At 61.0% G+C, this 16,792-nt stretch carries 13 protein-coding genes and 2 pseudogenes; 7 read left to right on the forward strand and 8 right to left on the reverse strand.

Going from position 1 to position 16,792, the window contains the following annotated elements:
• Positions 1-96 precede the first annotated feature (96 nt).
• Both ABVQ20_RS30780 and glmS read right to left on the reverse strand, forming a co-directional pair.
• Positions 97-318, reverse strand: a complete 222-nt coding sequence (locus tag ABVQ20_RS30780; RefSeq protein ID WP_354463437.1) for a hypothetical protein — start codon at positions 316-318, stop codon at positions 97-99.
• An 83-nt stretch (positions 319-401) separates the two neighbouring features.
• Positions 402-2,225: a glutamine--fructose-6-phosphate transaminase (isomerizing) gene (gene glmS / locus ABVQ20_RS30785; protein ID WP_354463438.1), complete on the reverse strand. Its 1,824-nt coding sequence runs from the start codon at positions 2,223-2,225 to the stop codon at positions 402-404.
• A gap of 194 nt (positions 2,226-2,419) precedes the next feature.
• On the opposite strand from glmS, the gene ABVQ20_RS30790 reads away from it, so the two are divergent.
• On the forward strand, positions 2,420-3,904 hold the full coding sequence (locus ABVQ20_RS30790) for a Fic family protein (protein ID WP_354463439.1): 1,485 nt from the start codon (positions 2,420-2,422) through the stop codon (positions 3,902-3,904).
• Between the two features lie 601 nt (positions 3,905-4,505).
• On the opposite strand, the gene ABVQ20_RS30795 is transcribed toward ABVQ20_RS30790, so the two are convergent.
• The 3 genes from ABVQ20_RS30795 to ABVQ20_RS30805 form a co-directional block, all read right to left on the reverse strand.
• On the reverse strand, positions 4,506-5,480 hold the full coding sequence (locus ABVQ20_RS30795) for a hypothetical protein (protein ID WP_354463440.1): 975 nt from the start codon (positions 5,478-5,480) through the stop codon (positions 4,506-4,508).
• A gap of 200 nt (positions 5,481-5,680) precedes the next feature.
• Positions 5,681-6,376 carry a DNA -binding domain-containing protein gene (locus ABVQ20_RS30800; protein WP_354463441.1) on the reverse strand — a complete coding sequence of 232 codons (696 nt, stop codon included), beginning with the start codon at positions 6,374-6,376 and terminating at the stop codon, positions 5,681-5,683.
• Positions 6,377-6,657: 281 nt separating this feature from the next.
• Positions 6,658-8,049, reverse strand: coding sequence for a TolC family outer membrane protein (locus tag ABVQ20_RS30805; protein WP_354463442.1), 1,392 nt, complete (start codon positions 8,047-8,049; stop codon positions 6,658-6,660).
• Positions 8,050-8,376: 327 nt separating this feature from the next.
• On the opposite strand from ABVQ20_RS30805, the pseudogene ABVQ20_RS30810 reads away from it, so the two are divergent.
• Positions 8,377-8,613, forward strand: a pseudogene (locus ABVQ20_RS30810) (hypothetical protein); the annotation flags it as partial.
• A gap of 255 nt (positions 8,614-8,868) precedes the next feature.
• On the opposite strand, the pseudogene ABVQ20_RS30820 reads toward ABVQ20_RS30810, so the two are convergent.
• From ABVQ20_RS30820 to panB, 3 genes and pseudogenes are all read right to left on the reverse strand, one after another.
• Positions 8,869-9,586 (reverse strand): annotated as a pseudogene (locus ABVQ20_RS30820) (LuxR family transcriptional regulator).
• Between the two features lie 122 nt (positions 9,587-9,708).
• Positions 9,709-10,572: a pantoate--beta-alanine ligase gene (panC, locus tag ABVQ20_RS30825; protein WP_354463445.1), complete on the reverse strand. Its 864-nt coding sequence runs from the start codon at positions 10,570-10,572 to the stop codon at positions 9,709-9,711.
• Entirely contained in the window at positions 10,569-11,405 is an 837-nt protein-coding gene (gene panB / locus ABVQ20_RS30830; RefSeq protein ID WP_354463446.1) for a 3-methyl-2-oxobutanoate hydroxymethyltransferase, read from the reverse strand. The genes panC and panB overlap by 4 nt, the downstream gene beginning before the upstream one ends.
• A gap of 183 nt (positions 11,406-11,588) precedes the next feature.
• On the opposite strand from panB, the gene ABVQ20_RS30835 reads away from it, so the two are divergent.
• From ABVQ20_RS30835 to bioB, 5 genes are all read left to right on the forward strand, one after another.
• The gene (locus ABVQ20_RS30835) at positions 11,589-12,551 is read left to right on the forward strand and encodes an NUDIX hydrolase (protein ID WP_354463473.1); all 963 of its coding nucleotides are present in this window, start codon (positions 11,589-11,591) and stop codon (positions 12,549-12,551) included.
• Positions 12,552-12,615: 64 nt separating this feature from the next.
• Positions 12,616-13,590 (forward strand): quinolinate synthase NadA, encoded by a 975-nt coding sequence (gene nadA, locus ABVQ20_RS30840; RefSeq protein WP_354463447.1) that lies wholly within the window; start codon positions 12,616-12,618, stop codon positions 13,588-13,590.
• Positions 13,587-15,128, forward strand: a complete 1,542-nt coding sequence (locus ABVQ20_RS30845) for an L-aspartate oxidase (protein WP_354463448.1) — start codon at positions 13,587-13,589, stop codon at positions 15,126-15,128. Before nadA ends, ABVQ20_RS30845 begins: the two co-directional genes overlap by 4 nt.
• Entirely contained in the window at positions 15,128-15,982 is an 855-nt protein-coding gene (gene nadC / locus ABVQ20_RS30850; protein ID WP_354463474.1) for a carboxylating nicotinate-nucleotide diphosphorylase, read from the forward strand. The genes ABVQ20_RS30845 and nadC overlap by 1 nt, the downstream gene beginning before the upstream one ends.
• A 97-nt stretch (positions 15,983-16,079) precedes the next feature.
• Positions 16,080-16,792: biotin synthase BioB (gene bioB / locus ABVQ20_RS30855; RefSeq protein WP_354463449.1), on the forward strand; the 713-nt coding region annotated here is incomplete at its 3' end.

A 16,792-nucleotide genomic window follows, 5' to 3' on the forward strand; every position in this document is an offset into this window, starting at 1 on the left:
CGTCCACCCAGCCTAGTGGATGCTGATACCTTCGACCAATTTCCGCCGCCGATGCAGCGAAAAACGCATGTTTGAATCACACATCGATTACCGATGTTAACCAATTGTTTTAAGCCGCCGATGCTTATTCGCAGACTGAAAGGATGAGCCGGCCGAGGATACAGCCGAAAGGGCCGCGGGCTTCTGTGCTGACGTCGGCTTGAGCAAGCTCGATCCGGTTGCCCTGCGCAATTGCCCGACCTGCCAAAAAAGGATGGCGATTGTCATGGATACGGCGATCGCGAGTTTCCCGGAATCGCGGCGAACAATAATGGTCATCTGGATTTCATCCAAGCGTCAGTTCTAGACACGTGTTGGCGCTTTCGGATCGACGAGCATCGCCACCTATAAAAACGTCACGATCATTCGACGGTGACCGATTTTGCGAGATTGCGCGGCTGGTCGACATCTGTGCCCATGAAGAGCGCCGTGTGGTAAGCAAGAAGCTGTATCGGCAGCGAGAAAATTATCGGCGCGATAATCTCGTCGACGGCAGGCAGCACGATCGTATGCATGGTGTCGAGTTTCGATGCGGCTGCCCCTTTTTCATCGGTGATGAGGATAATCCGCCCTCCACGGGCAGCCACTTCCTGCATGTTGGAGGCGGTCTTGTCGAAAAAGCGATCATGTGGCGCGATGACGATCACTGGCATGTTCTCGTCTATCAGTGCGATCGGACCGTGCTTCAATTCACCCGCCGCATAGCCCTCAGCGTGGATGTAGGAAATCTCCTTGAGCTTCAGCGCACCTTCCATCGCCAGCGGGAAACTGGTGCCGCGGCCGAGATACAGGACGTCACGACACTTTGACAGTTCGCGCGACAGGAACTCGATTTGTGGCTGGATGCTGTTGAGTACCTGGCCCATGACGCGCGGCACTTCGGCGAGGCTCCTGACGAGCGCCTGCACCTCGTCTTCGGTTACGGTTCCGCGGGCCCTGGCGGCGGCGATGGCGAGTGCGGCAAGAACGGCAAGCTGGCAGGTGAAAGCCTTGGTGGAGGCGACGCCGATCTCCGGTCCGGCAAGGATCGGGAAGACCGCATCGGCCTCCCGAGCGATGGTCGATTCGCGGGCATTGACGATGGCGCCAATTTTCAGCCCAAGCTCCTTGCAGTATCTCAGCGATGCCAGCGTATCGGCGGTTTCGCCAGACTGCGAAATGAAAAGAGCCGCCGACTGCGGCGACAACGGGATTTCGCGGTAACGGAATTCGGACGCAACGTCGATTTCAACCGTCAGGCGCGCATAGCGCTCGAACCAGTATTTTCCAATCAGTCCGGCGAGATAGGCGGTGCCACAGGCAGAGATCGCCAGGCTCGGGATTCTGGCGAAATCGATGCCAGAAACCATGTCGGCGCGATTCTCTATGATGTTGATATAGTGACCGAGCGCATGCGCGATGACCTCGGGCTGCTCGTAAATTTCCTTCTCCATGAAGTGGCGATGGTTGCCCTTGTTGGCCAGATCGGTCGCGGCCGTGGAGGTCTGGCGCGGACGCTCGACAGGATGGCCGTCGAAATCGAAGATATCGGCGCCCGTGTTGCCGATTACGGCCCAGTCGCCGTCGATGAGATAGGTAATTTCATTGGTGAAGGGAGCAAGCGCGATCGCGTCGGAGCCCAGGAACATCTCGCCGTCGCCGTGACCGATCGCCAGCGGCGGTCCATTGCGCGCCGCCATGATGGTCGCCGGATCATCCTCGAAAAGAATGGCAAGCGCGTAGGCGCCCCTGACTCGTTTCAACATGGCATGCATCGCCTCACCTCGCCCCATGCCCTCCCGGCGGTGTCTTGCCAAGAGATGCGCGACGACTTCGGTGTCGGTGTCGGTCTGGAACTCGGCTCCCGCCGCCGCCAATTCGTCCTTCAACTCGGCGAAATTCTCGATGATGCCGTTATGGACGACGGCGACACCGTCGGTAGAGTGCGGGTGCGCATTGCGTTCCGTCGATGCCCCATGGGTTGCCCAACGCGTGTGGCCGATGCCGATGTTGCCGCTCAGCGGCTCTTCCTTCAGTCTCGTCTCGAGATTGACGAGCTTGCCCTCGGCGCGCCGGCGATGCAAGGCGCCCTCGGTGATCGTCGCAACGCCGGCCGAATCATAGCCGCGATATTCCAGACGCTTCAACGCGTCGACCAACCGATCCGACACCGGCTGTTGCCCAACAATGCCAACAATCCCGCACATGTTCGTCTCCGCATTCTTCCCGGCAGCTTCAGCCCACGTGAGACGGACACCCACCCGGCCCGCTTTCATTCAGCGTCTTGTAGTAGTATTCGGTAATATCGGTACAATTGATTGTAAGGATAGCTACCATCCACCCTATGGATAGACCAAGACGCAGGCCCTGATCGTACAAAATGGCACCGCCCCATGAGAAATTGGCCGAGTTGCTCGCCGCCCTGAAGGAACTGCAGGATCGTCGGATCGTCGCCATCCGTTCGAGTGATCTATCACGCACCCATCGCGAACGGCTCCTCAAAAGCGGCTTCCCGCAAGAAGTCATGAAAGGCTGGTATATTCCGGCCAATCCCAATCAGCGCCAAGGTGAGACCACCGGCTGGTACGCCTCGTTTTGGGATTTTTGCGCCAACTATTTGAACGATCGCTTCGGCAAAGATTGGTGTATCGCGCCTGAACCCTCCTTGTCCTTTCATGCAGGCAATCGCACCGTCCCGGCGCAATTGCTGGTGCGGTCCCCCGCCGCAGGCAATAAACCCACTGCCCTTCTGCACGGCACGTCGGTCTTCGACATGCGGGCCAGCATGCCGACTGCCCGCGACATTGCCGAAACAGACGGTCTTCGCCTCTACGCCTTACCGGCGGCGCTCATTGAAGCCTCCCCCACTTTCTTCGCGCAAAAACCGACCGACGCGCGGACAGCGTTGGCGATGTTCTCGGATGCCTCGGAAATTCTCACGCGACTTCTCGAAGGAGGTCACAGCACAATAGCCGGCCGCCTCGCGGGCGCATTCCGTAACATCGGCCGCGAGCGGATCGCAGATAACATTGTCCGGAGCATGCAGGCTGCCAATTACACGGTTCGCGAAACCGATCCGTTCGATACACGGCCGGAGTTGTCGCTGCCGCGCCGCGAGACGTCCCCCTATGCCGGACGGATCAGGCCGATGTGGCAGGAGATGCGCGGCGCCGTCATCGAGAATTTTCCGGCGGCGCCCGGACGTCCAAATGACGCCGGTGCCTACCTCCGGCGTGTTGATGACGTCTATGTGACCGACGCTTATCGCTCGCTTTCGATTGAAGGCTATCCGGTCAGCCCCGAGCTGATCGATCGAGTGCGAAGCGGCACCTGGAATCCGGATATGAATCCGCAAGACGGTAAGCATCGCGATGCGCTCGCGGCGCGCGGCTACTACCAAGCCTTCGAAGCGGTAAAACGCAGCGTGGCGTCTGTCTTGTCGAATGAGAACCCTGGCCGCGTCGTCGATGAGGATCATGGAGGGTGGTACCGCGAACTATTCGCCCCCAGCGTTGCCTCCGGTGTCGTCAAGCCCGGCGATCTGGCGGGCTATCGCAGCGAGCGCGTGTTCATCCGCAATTCCATGCATGTGCCTCTACCGCCCAATGCCGTGCGGGATGCGATGCCGGTCTTTTTTGAGATGCTCGATGCAGAAGAGCATCCGGCTGTGCGCGTCGCCCTCGGCCACTTTATCTTCGTATACATCCACCCCTACATGGATGGGAACGGTCGCATGGGGCGGTTTTTGATGAACGTCATGATGGCGGCAGGCAGTTATCCTTGGACCGTCATTCCCGTGCAAAGCCGCGCGGACTATATGGCGGCCCTTGAGCGGGCCAGCGTTCATCATGACATCGTCCGTTTAGTCGCTTTCTCGGGGAGTTGACACGTCAAGCTATGTCAGGGGACACGACCGCGATGCTCCCGGCCAGTTAAGCGATCACTGCGCATGCTGAGGTGCAGTGGGGATGGCCGGTATTGTGGTGATCGACCCTCCAGGCGACGCGCGCCATGAAGACCCTTTCCAGCCGGCTTGACGACGCGGGACTTGATGACGACGCGCGCTGCCGGAAGTCGGCGAAGGGGTCGCGCCAGCAAGCACGCGGCCGACGCCCGCACCGCGCCTCCAGCTGTCGTTACAGGCGCCCCGTACGCCCTGCGTTAGCCCCGCGCCGCCGCGCGCGAGATCGGCCGCTGGCAAGACCTGATGCGGATATTTTGGCGCGAGAGGAGCCGGTTGCATGTTCCGAGCTCGGTTCAAGGTCGTCGTCGCGCATCGACGCCCGGTTTGAGATCGATTCATTCAAGTTTGGCAACTCAGCCGGTCCGCGGAAATCGGCGCCATCTCACCTCGATTCGAACATGCGCTGGCTGGCGCCATGGCGAGACCCATAGCGCCAGCCAGTCCAACGGGTGTCAGACAACCGCTTTGGCGCCGAACAGATTGGAATGGCGGCACAGCCTTATCTTTTCGGGACTTTTCGAAATCAGCGGATCACAGGCTCGCCATGGAAGCGGCGGCGGGATGGAGGAGAAACGCCGAAGCCGACTTCCATCATCAGCCGTGGCCTGCGCGCAGGCACGGTACCCATATGGAAGCCGAACGGATCCTCGACGAAACCGAGACCGGCCTCCCCGGTCAGCGTGACCGGGCTCTGCTCCCCGTAGACGTCCAGAACCTCTTGCGCGGGATGGCCGACGAGAAGCGTAAGCTGGTGCTTGAGGGCGCGGCGGTTATGACTGCCTCGGACATAGACATGGGGGCCGGTGCCCTCGTCGACGGGCATCAGGTAGAAGAAGAACTTCAGCATCCGCCAGTCGTCGAGGTCGAAGTGGTATTTGCCAAGCGAAGCCAGGTTCTTGTCGGCGTCGGAGGCCTGGCCGGTCGGGAAACTCCACCAGACACGCGTGGTGATCAGCTTCGCCTGGCCGCCGAGATAGTGCGCGGCGATATCCATGAGCAGCGGATCGTTTTGGATGGCGAGTGCCGCCTTGCAGCCCAGAATGCGCTCGAAATAGTGGCCGCTGAGCAACGGACGGCCAAACCGGACCTCAGCCTCCGCATGCTCCGTCGGCATGAATTCGAGGCGGCGGTCGAAATTGCCGAAGCAAGGTGTGCACTTGGCGAATGCGGCTACATCTTCAGAGACCATTGTTGGCAAGACGAGACCGGAAAAAAGCCCGTCCGACCGCAGAGCGTCGACAACATCCTGGCGATTGACGCCAGCAAACATCGTGTCCTGGGCTTTCGGCTCCACTCGAACAGGCTTTGCACCACGCCAGTGCATTCTCCGTGCCGGCATGGTGCGGGCGAGCATGAACATCGGCAGCCACGCCGGATTCTCTCGAAGATCCGAGAGATAGGTCGGGATACGCACAGCGATGCGATGCAGCATGCTGCCGTTTCGCGCGATCGCCTCAAGGCTTGCAGTGCCGGCTTTGTCGGGGTTTGTAACGGTCATCAGGGTCCTCGGGGTGTGAATGCACTATCAACGAAGCATTGGTTCTCAGTGCTTCGTCCGTATTACCCAAACCCAATTCCCGCAGCGGAAAGACTAACGGCGCGTCAGGTTTTGTGCAATGCACAATAAGCCCGTCATGGCAGATGCGGTCAGATCCCTGCGCGTTTTGGAATAAGCCAACTACTAAGCTGTCACCACAATTACACCAGGGACTGTCTGTAGCCGCCGCCGATCAGGTAGCGGCCACGTTTGGATGGCGCGGCGCACCTGATCGCGAAGATGGCTGCCCGGACGAGACCAATCTTCTCGACACGCCGTCTCCCGAATAGGGCAATGGCGATCTCCTGGGATGCTCCGGCAAGCGAGCCATCCAAAGCCTGGAGCACGATACGCAGACGCCCTCCGCGGGGTTCCGGCGGAAGGCAAGCAGCTGCCAAGGCGGCCGCAACCATTGATGTCATCAGGAACTGAAGGGCAGCGACTTGGAACTTCAGGTGCCGCAGCGGCACGGTTGCGTCGAATATAGCCGCAACGGGCGGAGAACGGAGGCACCGGAAACGGCGATCTGCAGACTCCCGACAGTCCTCCCTCAACAGCACGTGCTGCACGCCGGCAGGTGTCAGCAGGATGTCCTTGCCGTGTGAGAGCGGAGAAAGATCAAGCGGTTCAAAATCGTGGTCGAGCCCAACCGGCTCTGCGGCCGCTCGTGGAATAGGGTGCAGTCGCGCGGATCCCAAAAGACCCTTGCCGACGTGGCGTCCGATTGTGGCAAGTCCGCAAAAAAGGGAGGAAGCGATCTCAATGCTAGACGCGGCCTGTGCGCCGTGTCTTCCTTGAGGATGATGTTCAAGCGAACGAGTTTCGCCGCCGTGCGCGAGCTGATCGCAGGCCTTCAAGAAAGATCGAGGAATCTCGTGCTTTCTTCGCTTACGGAGCAGATTTTGTTGGAGACCAATGAACTTCCGCGTTTGGCGCAAGTGGTGCTTACTAGACTAAGACCAGGGCTGCGAATCTGGACGTATCTGATCTCTCCACGCCCGGCATTGACAACGTTTACCGCAGTTTGTCAGTGCTGGAAAGTTGGACGGCGTATGCTCGAAGTGGGCTTGGATATAGCTGCCTTTGCCGTTCTCGACTCCGGCCAAGAGGGATCTTTCGCAGGGCGTGCGATGATCGGCTAGCGGCGGTCCGGCGTGCGCAGGCCGATCCACTTGTCCTTGACCGCGTTGTAATGCTCTTCAGGCTTGTACTTTGTCACGTTCAGGCCAAGGCGCTCGACCGACAGACACCCGGTCGCCTGTAGGATGGCATAGCTCGCTACCACCACGTCGTGCTCGGCGCTGGCAAGATCGATCTTGCCGGTGATGAGGTCGTTCTGGGCGTTCAACACGTCGAGCATAGTGCGCTGGCCGACATTGCGCTCCTCGATGACGCCGTTCAAGGCAAGCTGCGCGGCTGCGATCGCTTGCCGGTTGGCCGCGACGCTCTGCTGAGCGGCGGTATAAGCGGTCCATGCCGCAGTCACGGCTTGGCGCACCTGGTCGCGGCTGACGTCGACCTTGATCCTAGCCTGGCTGAGCGATTCCTTGGACTGGCGCACCAGTGCTGAAGTGCGGCCACCAGAATAAATGGGGACGGTCAGCGTCGCCCCGATGCTGGCCGAATTGGTTGTGCCTTCCGTTCCCGAGGTGATCACGCCGGGAACGGTGTTGCGATAAGCGCTCGATACGCCGGCGCTAGCGGAAAGCTGGGGCAGCAGCGCGCCTTCGGCCGATTTCACTAAAAACGCCGCCGCGTCAACCAGAAGCTGGGTGGCGAGGATGGCCGGATGCTCGGCTGATGTGATCGCGATTGCCGCATCGAGGCTCGACGGCAGCAATTTTGCCACCGGCGCCGCCGGCCTGAGCTTCCCCGGCTCGTCCCCGACGATCTGGCGATAGGTTGCCGCACTTGCCAGCGCCCGCGCGCGGGCGGCACTCAACTTCGCCACTGCGTTGGCGCGCTGGGCATCGGCCTGCGCGACGTCGGTGCGCGTGCCTTCCCCAACCTCGAAGCGCGAACGCGCAGCGTGCGCCTGTTCGGTCAGGAACTGCAGGTTCTGCTCCGTCAGCACGGCTACTTGCCGGTCGCGAATTACGTTCATATAGGCCTGAGCCGCGTTGAACAGGGTGTCTTGTTCGGCGTTGCGTAAGCTCTCGACCGAAGCGCCGACCTGCGCTTCGGCAGCCGCGACATTGTTCCTGGTCTGAAAACCGTCGAACAGGGTCTGATCGATTTCGACGCCGAAGTTGCCTTTGGTTAGGCGCACGCTCCGGTTCGAGCCGTTAAGGTGGCTGCTGGAATACTCGATGTCTGCGGAGCCGTTGAAGGTCGGACGCCAGCCCGACTTGGCGATGGCCACGCCCTCGTGCGTGACGCGTGTGCCGGCGCGGGTCGAATTCAGCGAAGAATTGTTCTGATAGGCCTTAGATAGGGTTCCGAAGATAGTCTCTGCCAACGCCGTTAACGGCGATAGCACGGTAGCAGAGCAAAAAATAATGGCAAAAATGCTGTTGCGTACAGTCGGCACAAACATATCCCTCATTTTATTTCGTCATGGCAACTGCGCCGCGTCGGCGGTCGCGATTAACCAGCCGACGCGACGTCTCGGGGCCCTTTATATTGGGCCCTATGCTTGCGCATAGAGAGAGCCTCGCGAGCGACCTTTTTCATTCCGGTCATTCTGCGTAAAATCGATTGTTTTGATGAAAACCCATCTACATGATGGATATCAACGGAACCAACCGCAAGCTGGAGGCATGGCGGTACAGCATATCGGCGATCGCAATAAAGTTCGCCATCCGGGAGATCGTCATTCGCCTCCGACAGCGGGACTGGTTCGAGAGTCAAGGTCGCCAAAATCGCCGAGCGCAGTGCCGCCCGCTGGGCCGATTTTCGCAAGATGCCGCAGATGCCTTCAAGCGGGACGGGACAAAGCACGGCAACGCCGCACCGTTCATGCGCAACGACGATACGCCGCAGGTCTTGCCGACTGGTGTCGCAGTCTTCCCCGGCTGGCAATCGGGCCAATCTTGCCCACAAGGCGCGCAAGGTCGGTATCCCGGTGTGGCGCATCGGAGGCGGCTGCGCTTAGCCTTGGCCTTGCACTAAGTGCCGCCGCCAAGAATCTGCGAGCTTCTGCTGGCGATCAGCCAGGTGCGGGACGCTTGGGCGTAAGTTCACGCTTGCTGCCCCTTCGTGAGCCCAATTCACCATCATGGTCGCCTCCGTGCGGGATGTTTTCGCCATCGAAGGACAAAGCCGCCGATGATGCAGCCTGTAGACGTTTACAGCGATCGCGGAAGGATCAGGATCTCGCCTGACCGGAGGCAGCCAGCCGTGCAACGGCCTAGTTGATCGTTCGCACGCCGAGCTTTGCTTTGGCGTTTTCCAGATGAAAGGTCAGGTGCGCTTTGAGACGCCGAGGATCTGACTGACGTCCCAAGGCGACTTGCCGCGCGCCGTCCATTTCAGGCATTCGAACTCTCGCGGGGTCAGCGTTACGCCATCGACCACGCGATCGTTGGCGAGCCTGCGCCGCACATGGGTATGAAAGTTGATCGCCACCAGCTGCAATGCTTTTTCGTAACATGCGAGTGACCGCAAAGACGCGGACGGGACTCGTCGGAAGCAAAGGTCAGCGCAGCAAACCGGCCGCTATGATCATGCATTGACATCGTCAATCCGCCGCGGATGCCAAACTGAGCTGCACTCTCCAGAATTTGTTGCTGTGACGTCGACAGACACTGCCGAGCGCGATCCACGCCCCAATCCAAAGTACCCCAGCCTTGCAGCCCGCGCAGGAACACCGGATCAAGGCTGTGGTACCGCTGCTGCAGATAACGTGATGTCCAGCGCGAAGGGTAGTTTGAGATCAAGCGCGGCGCATCGCCGGGGACCGACGGGTAAATAAAATAGGCGAAGAGCGGAAAGTCGAAGCCGGCTGCGGCGGATGCCATTGGCTCACAGAGATCGCCGGCATCAACGCTTGCATAGAGTTGCTCGACGAAGTTTTCGCACACGCGATGCTTCTGCGCTTTGCCTAAACTCCGTGAATATTGGTCGATGCCAGACGGAGACCTTGGTTAAATGATCGGGCATTTATGCAACAAGTGCGATTTTGGCGCCTTCATCGCCGCCATTGCCTCCTACTTCTGCTTGCGGAACGTGGCTCAACGCCGGGGCCTCGTTAATACGTTGAACCAATCGGTGATATTCTGACGTTGTCGATGAGCCGTGTGTCGCCGAGCCAAGCCGCGACAAGCAAGCGTGCCGGTCGGTGAACGCTTGTCATCGGTTGCAGATCTGCCTCGCCGCGAAGCTCCAGGTATTCGATGTCGCGATAGCCTGCAGCCAGAATTGCCGCGAGCGCTTCGGCAAGCGTTGGCAGGACGGGAGAGCCGCGCGCAAGCCGCTCAGCCGTCTCGATCAGGACCGATGCGAGTTTTGGGGCAACGGCGCGCTCGGCTGGCGAGAGCCGGGCATTGCGCGACGATAGTGCAAGACCATCGACTTCGCGGACTGTCGGACAAGGGACCACGGTGATCGAAATATCCAGATCCTGGACCATACGCCTGACAAGCTGAAGCTGCTGGAAATCCTTTTCGCCGAAAAAGACGAAATCAGCGCCGGTTTGCAAGAAGAGCTTGGCAACGACGGTCGCCACGCCATCGAAATGGCCCGGCCGAAACGCGCCGCACAGGCCCTCGCCCATAGCGGCCACCGAAACGGTCGTGGCGAAGCCCGCAGGGTACATCTCCTCTGCATCCGGCACATAGAGCAGGTGTGCGCCCAGCGGCACGAGCTTTGCCGCGTCTTGGTTTTCCGTCCGGGGATAGGCGGCAAGGTCGGCGGCATTGTTGAACTGCTTGGGGTTGACGAACAGGGTCACGATGACCCGGTCAGCCTTCTGAAGCGCTGCACGCACGAGGCTCAGATGTCCTTCATGCAAGGCCCCCATGGTCGGTACAACTGCGACACTTGCGCCCGAGCGGCGCCATCCTGCAACAACAGTGCGAAGCTCGGCAACGGTTCGAACGATCGGCACGCTCATGCGACGTCTCCGGCCTTCGACGTTGTGGCGTAGACATGTTCGGCCGCCGGAAAACGCCGTTCCCTTACATCGTCGGCGTAAGCGGCAATCGCCGCCTCGGCCTCTGAGCCTAGTTCGGCATAGCGCTTGACGAATTTCGGCTGAAAGTCGGTGAACATGCCCAGAATGTCGTCGGCCACCAGAATCTGGCCGTCGCAGGCTGGCGAGGCGCCGATGCCGATTGTGGGGATGGCGATCTCTTCAGTGATGCGCCGTGCAAGCGGCTCGGGCACTTTCTCCAGCACCACTGAAAAAGCGCCGGCCTCCGTGACCGCACCGGCGTCGCGCCTGATCCGCTCCGCATCGTCTCCCCGCCCCTGTACGCGATAGCCGCCGAATGTGTTGACCGCCTGCGGCGTCAGCCCGACATGGGCCATCACCGGGACGCCGCGGGCCGTCAGGAAGCGAATGGTTGCTGCCATGTTCTCGCCGCCTTCCAGCTTGACGGTGGCGCATCCGGTTTCCGCCATCAGCCGCGCGGCATTGCGGAAGGCCTGGTCCGGGCTTTCCTCGTAGGAGCCAAACGGAATATCCACGACCATCAGCGCCCGCTCGAGGCCCCGGCGCACGGCTTGGCCGTGCACGATCATCATGTCGAGTGTGACCCCAAGCGTGGTCGGCAGGCCGTGGAGAACCATGCCGACGCTGTCGCCGACCAGCACTACATCGCAATGGGGATCGACCAGCCGGGCAACCGGGGTCGTGTAGGCAGTAAGGCAGACGAGCGGCGTTCCACCCTTTCGCGAATGGATATCCGGCGGGGTGATCGCCTTGGTGTTAGCAACCGCACTCAATGAGGGCTCCTTCCCTTGCGTTACCAACCGCGAGTGTCGCCTTTGGCACATTTTTGTGCAGGTGCGAAGAGCTAAAATCGCGACGGTGCGTGATGTTGACGCGTCGACAGTTATCGTAGAAAACCGAATTAAATCGGTTCAGCTGCTTTCATGGCCGGGCTCGGCCAAACCAGTTCAGAGATCATGGACCATCAGGCGAAGGGAAGCAGGAAAGGCAGAGCTGCAGGCAAGGCCAACGCGGTCGAGGCGGACTTGATCGCCGTTGTCATCGCCGTGAATAACAGTGACCCGTGCGTTCTCACCATCGCGCAGGCAAGCGCACTGCCCTCGGGTCCGTTCGAGCAGGCTCACCGTTCGCTGCAATCGGGCCTTAGGGGATGGGTGGAACAACAGACCGGCCAGCCGCTCGGCTATATCGAACAGCTCTACACCTTCGCCGATCGCGATCGGATCGGCGCTGAGGAGCGCGTAATCTCGATTAGCTATCTCGCGCTCACGCGGGACGAAGATGCAGGTGCCTCGGCCAGGTGCTGCTGGGCGAGCTGGTACGACTATTTTCCGTGGGAGGATCACCGCTCCGGCACGCCGACGGTAGTGCTAGACCATCTGCGGCCGCGCCTGAGGGAATGGGCGGATGACGCTGACGACACCGCCACACGGCTCGATCGCCGGCGGCGCGCGGCTGTCGCTTTCGGCTTCGACGACCGATCATGGAACGAAGAGCTCGTACTGCAGCGTTATGAGCTTCTCTACGAGGCAGCACTGGTGGAGGAAGCGATACGCGGCGGATCTTCAGCCGAGCCTACTCCGGTGCGGGGCAAATCCATGATCGCCGATCACCGCCGCATCCTGGCAACGGCTATTGCGCGGCTGCGCTCCAAGATCAAATACCGGCCGGTCGTGTTCGAGCTGATGCCGCCGCTCTTCACACTTCTGCAGCTGCAGCGAACCGTGGAAGCGCTCTCCGGTAGGGTCATCAACAAGCCGAACTTTCGCCGGCTCATAGAGCAGCAGGAGCTGGTTGAAAAAACCGGAGAGACGACCGCCGAAACCGGGGGCCGGCCGGCGCAGCTCTATCGCTTCCGCCACACCATTCTCGACGAGAGACCTGTGGCCGGGACAAAATTGCCGCTCGCGCGCGCTTGACATCGCTTATAGTCACAACGAATATATAGGTCTTATAATCATGTAGACTATAACTGGAGGCTCGATGAGCGCCATCCTGCCTTTGGGTGCGTCCCTGTACGACCGCGTTCGGCGCGTTATCCCCCCGATCGAATGGCCGAGCTTTTTGCATGACATCGAGGCAATTCTGGCGCTGAAGCGGGAGCGCAACGCCGTCATCCTGGCGCACAACTACCAAACGCCGGAGATCTTCCACTGTGTCGCCGACATCGTCGGCGACAGCCTCGCGCTTGCGCGCAGGGCGATGTCGACCGAAGCGGATGTCATTGTGCTCGCCGGCGTGCATTTCATGGCCGAGACGGCGAAGCTGCTCAATCCGCAAAAGACGGTGCTCATCCCCGATCTTGCGGCTGGCTGTTCTCTGGCGGACTCCATTACCGTAGAGGACGTGCGCCTGATGCGTCAGCGCATTCCGAATGTGCCGATCGTCACCTATGTTAACACTTCTGCCGCCGTGAAGGCTGAGTCCGATATCTGCTGCACCTCCGGCAATGCGCGGGCAGTGGTGGAATCGCTCGGCGTGCCGCGTGTCATCATGCTTCCCGACGAATACCTAGCCAAGAACGTCGCCGCCGAGACGGATGTCGAGATACTGGCCTGGAAGGGCCATTGTGAGGTGCATGAGCGCTTCGCTGCCGCAGACGTTCGCGAATTGCGTCAAGCTCATCCCGGCCTCGTGGTGCTTGCTCACCCCGAGTGCCCGCCTGAAGTGGTGGCCGAGGCCGACTTTTCCGGTTCGACCGCCGCTATGTCCGACTATGTCGAACGGCAAAAGCCGCCACGCGTCGTGCTGCTGACGGAGTGTTCGATGAGCGACAATGTCGCGGTCAAGCACCCCGAAGTCGAGTTCATCCGCCCCTGCAATTTGTGCCCGCACATGAAGCGGATAACGCTCGCCAATATCCGCGCAGCGCTCGAAGAGAACCGCCATGTTGTAACCATCGAGCCCGAGATCGCTCAGCGCGCGCGGCTGGCGGTCGAGCGGATGCTCGCTGTATGAGCGCCGATGTCCGCAGCTTCTTCGGGCGGCCCATTATCATCGGCGGCGGCATTGCCGGGCTGATGACTGCGCTTCATCTGGCGCCCGAGCCGGTGCTTCTTCTGTCCAGGACGCTACTCGGAACTGACACATCGAGCACCTGGGCACAGGGCGGTCTGGCCGCAGGCCTCGGTGATGACGATGATCCGGCGCTGCATCTTGCCGACACAATTGCGGCCGGGGCCGGGCTCTGCGACAAGAATATGGCAAGCCGCATCCTCCAGGACGCGCCCAGTGCGATCGAGGGGCTTGCCGGCTTTGCGGTCCCCTTCGACCGTACGATCAAAGGGTCGCTGCGACTTGGATTGGAGGCCGCGCACAGCCGACGTCGCATCGTTCATGCGCATGGTGACGGCACGGGGCGTGAGATCATGCGTGCCCTGATTACGGCCGTGCGTTCCACCCCGTCGATTGTTGTCGTTGAGGGTGTGGAAGCGCGCCGGCTGGCGGTGAAGGACAATGCCATCCGGGGCGTCTGGGCGAGCTGTTCGCTAGGATCCGTCTTCTTCGGCTCAAGGCGCGTTGTCCTCGCCACCGGCGGGATCGGCGGGTTGTTTGTCGACACCACCAATCCCTCGGGCAGTTGCGGACAGGGCCTGGCGCTTGCCGCCCGCGCTGGAGCTGTGCTTTCCGACCTCGAGTTCATTCAGTTCCATCCGACCGCGCTTGACGGGCCGGAGCGGCCGATGACGCTGATCAGCGAGGCTGTCCGCGGCGAAGGTGCTGCCCTGATCGACGAGACCGGCCGGCCCTTTCTCCAGGGCGTACAAGGGGCGGAACTTGCGCCCCGCGATGTCCTGGCGCGCGCCGTGTGGAACCATCTTGCCAACGGCCACCGTGTTTTCCTCGACGCGCGAAAGCGGCCCGGCCCGGAATTCGCACGACAATTTCCCACAATTGCATCTGCCTGCTGTGGAGCCGGCATTAACCCCGCGCGCGATCTCATTCCCGTTCGCCCCGCTCAACACTACCACATGGGTGGTGTCGCCGTGGACGGATCCGGCCGCACCTCCGTCAAGGGTCTCTGGGCCTGCGGCGAAGTCGCCTCGACCGGACTGCATGGTGCCAACAGGCTCGCCAGCAATTCCTTGACCGAGGCCGTCGTGTGCGCGCGCTGGGTTGCCGACAGCGTCGCCGGGACCCCTGCCCGCAGAACTAAGCCTGCGTTCGGGAGCGATTACCCATCGCCCGATCCGGCAACCGTGCGTCCTTTCCTGTCGCGCGCACTCGGCATCGTGCGGGATGGTGACGGCTTGAAAGCAGCGGCACACGCCTTGCTGCCGCTCGCCGAAAGCAAGGACGCGGCATCGGATCCGGCGGCGGTCGGGCTGATGATCGCGATTGCCGCCTTGTTGCGCGAAGAAAGCCGCGGCGCTCATTACCGGACAGACTTTCCTCATCATGCGACTGTTGCCCGACGCTCCGAAATCACCCTCGAAGCTGCCTTGGCGGTAGCGCGGGAATTGGCACACTCGTCAGTGCTGGAAAGCGTCCCATGATGAACCTCTCGCCTCTTCCAGCAATCATGCTCGAGCCTCTGGTGCGGGCAGCACTTCTCGAAGACCTCGGCCGGGCCGGTGACGTCACTACCGATGCCATTGTAACACCCTACCACTATGCGACGACCGCGCTGGCGGCGCGCCAGACTGGAACTGTCGCCGGGCTTGATCTGGCCATGCTCGCCTTCTGGCTGATCGATGAGACTGTCGAGATGACGGTGGAGCGAGCAGACGGCAGCGAGGTAGTGCAGGGACAGACCATTGCATCGGTGAGCGGTCCGGCCCGGGCCATTCTCACCGCGGAACGGACGGCGCTCAATTTTCTCTGTCATCTGAGCGGCATCGCTACCGCGACGGCATCGATCGTCAATGCGATCCGTGAGTACAAGGCGAAGGTCGTCTGCACTCGCAAGACGACACCCGGCTTGCGGGCAGTCGAAAAGTACGCCGTGCGCGCTGGTGGCGGCTCCAATCACCGTTTCGGCCTCGACGACGCCATCCTGATCAAGGACAACCACATCGCCATCGCCGGCGGGATCCGCCCGGCCATCAAGCTCGCGCGAGCAAGCGTAGGTCATCTCGTCAAAATCGAAGTCGAGGTCGATACGCTGACCCAACTGGACGAGGCCCTGACGCTCGCCCCCGACGCCATCCTGCTCGACAACATGTCTGTTGTCCAATTGCGAGAGGCGGTGGCCATGGTTGCCGGTCGGGCGATCACCGAAGCATCGGGCCAGATTACGCTCGATATGGTTGCGCAGATTGCTGCGACGGGCGTCGATCTGATCTCCATCGGCTGGCTGACCCATAGCGCGCCGATCCTGGATATCGGACTTGATTATCGGGTCTCATGATCGACTGATGGACGGCAGCGGGCGGATAAATTTTCCGGTCGCCGTCAAGCGGCCAGCAGAGAAGCCGTAAAGGCCAGAACCAAGGAATAGGATGGAAATGGACGCAATGATTTCGACGAAGACGATGCCGCCGGCTCAAGCACATGACTCCGGCGCTTGGACCCTGGAGAAAGCCTTGGCGCTTCACGATGCACCTTTCAACAATCTGCTTTTCCTGGCGCAAACCGTCCATCGCCAGAATTTCGATCCCAACAAAGTCCAGCTCAGCCGGCTTCTCAGCATCAAGACAGGCGGATGTCCGGAGGATTGCGGCTATTGCAGCCAGTCGGCGCATCACGAAACCGGCCTGAAGGCATCGAAGCTGATGGAGGTCAAGCGCGTCATCGCCGAGGCGACCAAGGCGCGTGACGCCGGCGCCACCCGCTATTGCATGGGTGCTGCCTGGCGCAATCCTAAGGCGCGCGACATGGATGCGGTCGTGGCGATGGTCGAAGGCGTCAAGGCGCTCGGCATGGAGACTTGCATGACGCTCGGCATGCTCGACCTCGGCCAGGCGCAGCAACTGAAAGAGGCTGGCCTCGACTACTACAACCATAACATCGACACCTCCGAGCGATACTACTCAGAGGTCATCTCGACCCGGTCGTTTGCCGACCGGCTGGATACGCTGGCCAATGTCCGCGACAGCGGCATCAAGGTCTGCTGCGGCGGCATTGTCGGCATGGGCGAAGAGCCGGCGGACCGGATCGACATGCTGGTCACCTTGGCCAACCTGCCGGAGCATCCGGAAAGCGTTCCGATCAACATGCT

The organism is Mesorhizobium shangrilense, assembly GCF_040537815.1.
In the GTDB taxonomy this organism is placed as follows: Bacteria; Pseudomonadota; Alphaproteobacteria; order Rhizobiales; family Rhizobiaceae; genus Mesorhizobium; species Mesorhizobium shangrilense.

Coding starts and splice junctions, on each gene's coding strand:
- nadC (WP_354463474.1), top strand. CDS start 15,128: ATGAACCTCTCGCCTCTTCCAGCAATCATGCTCGAGCCTCTGGTGCGG.
- panC (WP_354463445.1), bottom strand. CDS start 10,572: ATGAGCGTGCCGATCGTTCGAACCGTTGCCGAGCTTCGCACTGTTGTT.
- ABVQ20_RS30780 (WP_354463437.1), bottom strand. CDS start 318: ATGACCATTATTGTTCGCCGCGATTCCGGGAAACTCGCGATCGCCGTA.
- ABVQ20_RS30835 (WP_354463473.1), top strand. CDS start 11,589: ATGGACCATCAGGCGAAGGGAAGCAGGAAAGGCAGAGCTGCAGGCAAG.
- glmS (WP_354463438.1), bottom strand. CDS start 2,225: ATGTGCGGGATTGTTGGCATTGTTGGGCAACAGCCGGTGTCGGATCGG.
- ABVQ20_RS30795 (WP_354463440.1), bottom strand. CDS start 5,480: ATGACCGTTACAAACCCCGACAAAGCCGGCACTGCAAGCCTTGAGGCG.
- nadA (WP_354463447.1), top strand. CDS start 12,616: ATGAGCGCCATCCTGCCTTTGGGTGCGTCCCTGTACGACCGCGTTCGG.
- ABVQ20_RS30845 (WP_354463448.1), top strand. CDS start 13,587: ATGAGCGCCGATGTCCGCAGCTTCTTCGGGCGGCCCATTATCATCGGC.